The following is a 6000-nucleotide window of genomic DNA, read 5'->3' as shown; positions in this document are numbered from 1 at the left end:
AAAAGGACAATATACGCTCATTTAGTAACACAGATAGGATACCTTGCCAGTAATTAACCGAATTCTTCAATTGAACACGAATGGAGAAGGATTTTTTATGCCAAAATATTTATTTAGGACAGTACTGATATTTCAAGGCTTGAAAATGTTGGCCTTAAATTAAATATTCAAAAAATTAACATTGACGACTTTTTGGATAAGGTTTTAGAATCCATAAAAATGGCTTATCCAAATGTTGAAATCTTACATGATCGATCGTCTTTTAATACAATTGTTCGAGCAGATGCACTACGGATTGAACAGGTTATAAATAATTATATTTCTAATGCAGTAAAATATACGCCGAATTGCAATGAAATAATACTGAAAACTTTTGTTGACGGGAATAATTACCGGCTTGAGGTTTCCGATAATGGAGTTGGTATTCCTCACTATCAAATCCCCCTTGTTTTTGATAAATTTTACCGAGTTGAAGAAAATTCTTCCAGGTTTCAAGGACTAGGGTTGGGGCTTCATATTTGTAAAGAAATAATTCAACAACATGGAGGTGAATGTGGAGCATCTAGTGTATTAGGAAAAGGTTCCACGTTTTATTTTACTCTACCAATTCTATCATAATGGCACATAAAGTTCTAAAGAATCTACAACTAGGTTTTGGCTTTTCTATGTTGGTTTTAATATCCTCTGCATTAGCTATGTACATCTCTCTGCAAAGACAGCGGGCGAATAAGGAGGTGGTTGATCAGACCAGTGCAAATATTACAGCAGCTCAGCTGGTTTTAATCGATCTGCAGAATGCCGAAACAGGCCAGAGAGGATTCTTACTTACAGGTCAAGATAAGTTTCTAGAACCTTTTCAAATAAGCAAAATTTCATTGCCGAAACATATTGATGATTTATTGCACTCAGATTTAAAGAGTGTTCAAGGCCAAGAAGTAGAAAAGTTGGCAATTTTTGCCACAAGAAGGATGGCAATTCTTGAGGATTTAATAAAAGATAGGAAAATTTTACAACAACCTTCCCAAGATATGCTTGATGAAGGTAAAAAGCTAATGGACTCCTGCAGGACCATAATTCATAATATTCGAGTTGATCAGGAAGAAAGATTGGAAGTACAATCTCAAAAACTAGATTATGCTTCCTGGTTAACTTCATTATTAATTGGTATTGCTTCTTTTGCTTCATTAATAATTACATCATTGTTCTTTTGGAAGCTTCGATCCGATTATTCACAACGCATAAAGCTACAAGAAGAATTAGTGGCTAAAGAAAAGGAAATGAAAATGCGATTAAATCTCATTCGAGGTATTGCAGAAAAAGTAACCAAAGGTGATTTTAATATTTCAATTGCTGATAGTGAACAAGACGATTTGGGAAACATTGCCCAGAATTTGCTCCTAATGACAAATTCCTTAAAACAAAGTTTTCATAAACTGAATCAAAATGATTGGAAGAAAAATGCTATTGCTCAATTAAATAGTGGTTTAATGGGGAATAAATCACTAACTGAAATCTGTGAATACAGTTTAAGATTTATAATTCAATATATGAAGCTAGAAAACGGAGCTTTTTATATCTTCAAGAAACCATCTCTAACTTTAAAAGCATCGGTTGGACTAAAAGATAAACTTCCAAGAGAAATAGATACCAAAGAAGGTCCTATAGGAGAGGTATTACAAAGCAAAACCGTTAAGGTTATTAAAGATATATCGCCGCATGAATTCCATATAAAATTGGCCAATGGTGAACTGTATATTAAAGATGTTGCATTATTTCCAATACTTTACCAACAAGAATGTATTGGAGTCCTTGAATTAGGTAGTCGAGTAAATATAACAGAAGAAATAATTGATTTAACGCAAGAACTCGGAGAAAATATTGGTGTAGCTATTACGGATGCCCACAGTCGTGAACGAGTACAACAACTATTAGAAGAAACGCAAACTCAAACTGAGGAATTGCAGGTGCAACATTCTGAACTAGAAAATTTGAACGTAGAATTGGAAGCACAAACCCAAAAATTAAAAGTATCAGAAGAAGAGCTTAGATCGCAACAAGAAGAATTATTGATTTCAAATCGCCACCTTGAGGAACGTTCTTTAATTCTAGAAGAAAAAAACCAAATGATTGCGATGAGGAATAAGGAGATTCAAGAGAAAGCGGAAGCCCTAGCTCTCAGTACTAAATATAAATCCGAATTCTTAGCTAATATGTCTCATGAATTACGAACTCCCCTAAATTCTATACTATTACTTTCAAGAGTGTTAAGCGAGAATAATGAAGGAAATTTGAATTCAGAGCAAATAGAAAGTTCAAATGTCATTTGGAGTTCTGGAAATGGTCTATTAAATCTCATAGATGAAATTTTAGATCTTTCAAAAATCGAAGCAGGGAAGATGAATTTAGAAATTCAAGAATTTGAAGTCTCATCTTTGATTGATGATGTAAAACAAATGTTTAAACCTCTCATAAACGAGAAAAATTTAAAATTTGAAGTTGAAAATTCTTTAATAAATGAATTTACCATTTATAGTGACCGACTGAGGGTTGAACAGATACTGAGAAATTTACTTTCCAATGCACTGAAGTTTACTGGAGAAGGAAGCATAAAACTAAAGGTTGAGCGGGTTAAAAATGAGGATTTCGTAACATTTGAAATTTCTGATACAGGAATTGGAATCGCTGCAGATAAGATTGAAGTTATTTTTGACGCATTTCAGCAGGCAGATGGTTCTACTAGACGGAAATTTGGGGGAACAGGATTGGGGTTATCAATTAGCAGAGAATTAGCCCGCCTACTGCAGGGAGAGTTAAGTGTGCAAAGTCAATTAAATAAGGGTAGTACCTTTAAACTTCGAGTTCCAATTACCACTAAACAGGAAATTCCATTAAGTGAAGAAGATAAGATAATACAAGAATTCTCTCCATTTGCTGAGGTAAAATCTAATAATGATTTATTAGCAATGGAGATTCCTGAGGAAATCCCTGATAATCGATCTGAAATTAAAGAAAACGATAGGGTAATTTTAATTGTGGAAGATGACACTGTATTTGCAAAATCACTAATTGCATTTGCAAATAAGGCTGGTTTTAAAGCAATCTGCGTGGTAAGGGGAGATTTGGCACTTACCACAGCTTTGAAATATCAACCTGTCGCAATCCTTCTAGATATTATGCTTCCAGTAATGGACGGCTGGCAAGTTCTTGAATCGCTAAAGACAAATGTAGATACGCGACATATACCGGTACATATGATGTCTGCAGAGAATATCAAGAAACATGATAGTATCAGAAATGGAGCTATTAATTTTATTAATAAGCCTTTTAATATAGAAGATTTTCAAGATATATTTACAAAAATAGATTCTGCATTAAATTCAGGACCCAAAAAAGTCTTGATAATCGAGGAAAATACAAAACATGCCTCTGCCCTCTCATATTATTTGGAAAGCTTTAAAATTTCAACAGAAATAAAATCAACTTTAGAGGATAGTGTGCAAGCACTAAATTCTCAACGGGTAGATTGTGTAATTTTAGATATGGGCGTGCCAGACGCCGTAGCTTATGATACTATTGAGGCGATTAAAAGTAATTCAGGTTTAGAGGATTTACCTATTATAGTTTTCACCGGCAAAAGCCTATCCCCTCAAGAAGAACTGAAAATTAAGCAGTATGCTGATTCTATTGTTTTAAAAACAGCCCATTCCTATCAGCGGATTCTTGATGAAGTCAGCTTGTTTCTTCATTTAGTTGATAAACAAAATGGATCAGGATATAGAAATTCAACTATACCATTGGGAAGCATTAGCGAAATACTGCAAAATCGCAAAATCTTAATTGCTGATGATGATATAAGAAATGTATTCTCTTTATCCAAATCACTTGAAAAATTTAATGTTAAGGTTTTTACAGCTATGGATGGACAAGAGGCATGGGATAAATTACAGGAAAATCCTAGTATTGAAATTATTTTAATGGATATTATGATGCCAAACTTAGATGGGTTTGAGGCGATTAAGAAAATTCGGAATGATTCACGCTTCAAAAATTTACCAATTATAGCAGTGACGGCGAAAGCCATGATAGGGGATAGAGAAAAATGTATTTTAGCTGGAGCTTCAGACTATATTTCTAAGCCTGTAGATCCCGATCAATTAGTTTCATTATTAAGAGTTTGGTTATTTGATCATTAAAAATTTGAATTACAATTTATGGACTTAAATGCTTTGATCATAGATGATGATAAAAGAAATATTTTTGCATTGAAAACAGCATTGAAATCAAGGGGAATCCTATCATATGGTGTCTGCTGTGCAAAAGAAGGACTTCTCCTTTTACGAGCCCCACATACATTTAATGTGGTGCTGTTAGATATGATGATGCCAGAGCTTGATGGCTATGAATTTTTAAAGGCATTAAGAAATGATGATCATTTTGATCATCCACCTATTATTGCAGTAACAGCCAGAGCAATGATTGGAGATCGGCAGAATTGTATAAATGCAGGGGCAGATGGATATGTTGCCAAACCTGTAAATATTGATGTTCTGATTAAAGAGATCAATTCGGTGATTTAATGAAAAGGTGATTCAATAGATGCGAAAATTCACAAAAGAATTATTTGATTATACCGGTTATGATTTTTCTGATTATAGCCAAAGCTCGTTGAATAGAAGAATACAACGTATCATGATTCTTTGGAAAGTGGAAAATTTAGAAGGTCTTTTACAAATGCTAAAGAATAAACCTGAATTAATTAGCAATTTTGTTCATCTTCTGACCGTACCCTACACTTCCATGTTTCGAGATCCTACTTTTTTCTTATCCCTAAGAACATATGTAATCCCATACTTAAGAACTTTTCCTTTAATCCGGATTTGGTCCGCAGGTTGTTCAACTGGAGAGGAAGCCTATAGTATTGCCATATTATTAAAGGAAGCTGGGTTATTAGAGCGTGCATTGATATATGCGACAGACCTGAATCCATTTTCATTAGAAATTGCTAAAAAAGGGGTGTATCCTTTAGATTATATCAAAGAATATTGTGGAAATTATCACAAGGCAGGAGGATTAAATGGCCTTTCTTCGTATTTTACAGCTAACTATGGACATGCAGTATTTGATGAAGAACTAAAGGGCAAAATAATTTTTTCCACTCATAACCTCGTATCTGACGCCTCATTTAATAGCTTTCAACTTATTCTATGTAGGAATGTATTAATATACTTTGAGAGGGTATTGCAGAATAAAGTAATTAAATTATTTCATGAAAGTTTGGAAAATTCTGGTTTCATGGGATTGGGTTCTAAAGAGACGCTATTATTTTCTGATCATTTAGAATACTATAAGAAAATTGATGATAATAAGATATGGCAGAAGATAAGTTAAACTACATTTAAATTCATTCAAGTTTCACAAAGAACCTATATTAAAATAAAATATGAAAAAAAAAACAATATTAATTTTTGAGGATGACCCGAACGTTCTCTATATCTTTTCTTTAGTTTTGGAGGATTTAGGCTATCAGGTGGAGCATTCTAATACTTCCGATGAAGTTATTGAAAAAACGTTGAAATATAATCCAGATTTAATATTAATGGATAATTGGATTCCTAAAATTGGAGGTGTAGAAGCTATAAGATTATTAAAAAAGGACCCAAAGCTTAAAGATATACCAGTAATTTTAATTTCTGCTAATAGTAGTATTCATGAACTGGCAAATAAAGCCGGCGCTAATGGTTATTTGGCTAAGCCGTTTGATTTAGATCAATTAGAGCAAAAGGTAGGAGAATATATTGTTTGATTTGTTTGAATCTAATTGGAGGTAATATATGTTTTTGGAAACTTAGGCATACTATCGCTCCTCATACATTTGCGAATATTGATTGGCATGACCATGATATTGAAGTGAAGTTTTTGAGAATTCACCCTAATCCAACACTTAAACATCATCATCGTTATCAGCCTTTTTATTTCCCAATAATTTATGGAGTTCTCTAC

General features: G+C 33.3%; 5 protein-coding genes. All 5 read left to right on the top strand.

Features of this window, described 5'->3' with window-relative positions; all coding sequences use genetic code 11:
- The first annotated feature begins 192 nt into the window (after positions 1-192).
- The 5 genes from GQF63_RS16025 to GQF63_RS16005 are packed head-to-tail and all read left to right on the top strand — an operon-like array spanning position 193 to position 5803.
- On the top strand, positions 193-618 hold the full coding sequence (locus GQF63_RS16025; protein ID WP_212592611.1) for a sensor histidine kinase: 426 nt from the start codon (positions 193-195) through the stop codon (positions 616-618).
- Positions 618-4193, top strand: coding sequence for a response regulator (locus tag GQF63_RS16020; RefSeq protein ID WP_160370245.1), 3576 nt, complete (start codon positions 618-620; stop codon positions 4191-4193). The genes GQF63_RS16025 and GQF63_RS16020 overlap by 1 nt, the downstream gene beginning before the upstream one ends.
- Positions 4194-4211: 18 nt before the next feature.
- Positions 4212-4577, top strand: a complete 366-nt coding sequence (locus tag GQF63_RS16015) for a response regulator (RefSeq protein ID WP_160370244.1) — start codon at positions 4212-4214, stop codon at positions 4575-4577.
- A gap of 19 nt (positions 4578-4596) precedes the next feature.
- Complete coding sequence (locus GQF63_RS16010; RefSeq protein WP_160370243.1) at positions 4597-5388, top strand: CheR family methyltransferase; 792 nt, start codon at positions 4597-4599, stop codon at positions 5386-5388.
- Between the two features lie 52 nt (positions 5389-5440).
- On the top strand, positions 5441-5803 hold the full coding sequence (locus GQF63_RS16005) for a response regulator (protein ID WP_160370242.1): 363 nt from the start codon (positions 5441-5443) through the stop codon (positions 5801-5803).
- Positions 5804-6000: the final 197 nt, after the last annotated feature.

Origin of the sequence: Sphingobacterium humi (genome assembly GCF_009768885.1) — a bacterium.
Taxonomy (GTDB): Bacteria; Bacteroidota; Bacteroidia; order Sphingobacteriales; family Sphingobacteriaceae; genus Sphingobacterium; species Sphingobacterium humi.
This window is presented reverse-complemented; position numbering and strand designations above follow the sequence as displayed.

Excerpts from the sequence above, each read along its gene's own strand:
- GQF63_RS16020 (WP_160370245.1), top strand. The coding sequence starts at position 618 with ATGGCACATAAAGTTCTAAAGAATCTACAACTAGGTTTTGGCTTTTCT.
- GQF63_RS16015 (WP_160370244.1), top strand. The coding sequence starts at position 4,212 with ATGGACTTAAATGCTTTGATCATAGATGATGATAAAAGAAATATTTTT.
- GQF63_RS16010 (WP_160370243.1), top strand. The coding sequence starts at position 4,597 with ATGCGAAAATTCACAAAAGAATTATTTGATTATACCGGTTATGATTTT.
- GQF63_RS16005 (WP_160370242.1), top strand. The coding sequence starts at position 5,441 with ATGAAAAAAAAAACAATATTAATTTTTGAGGATGACCCGAACGTTCTC.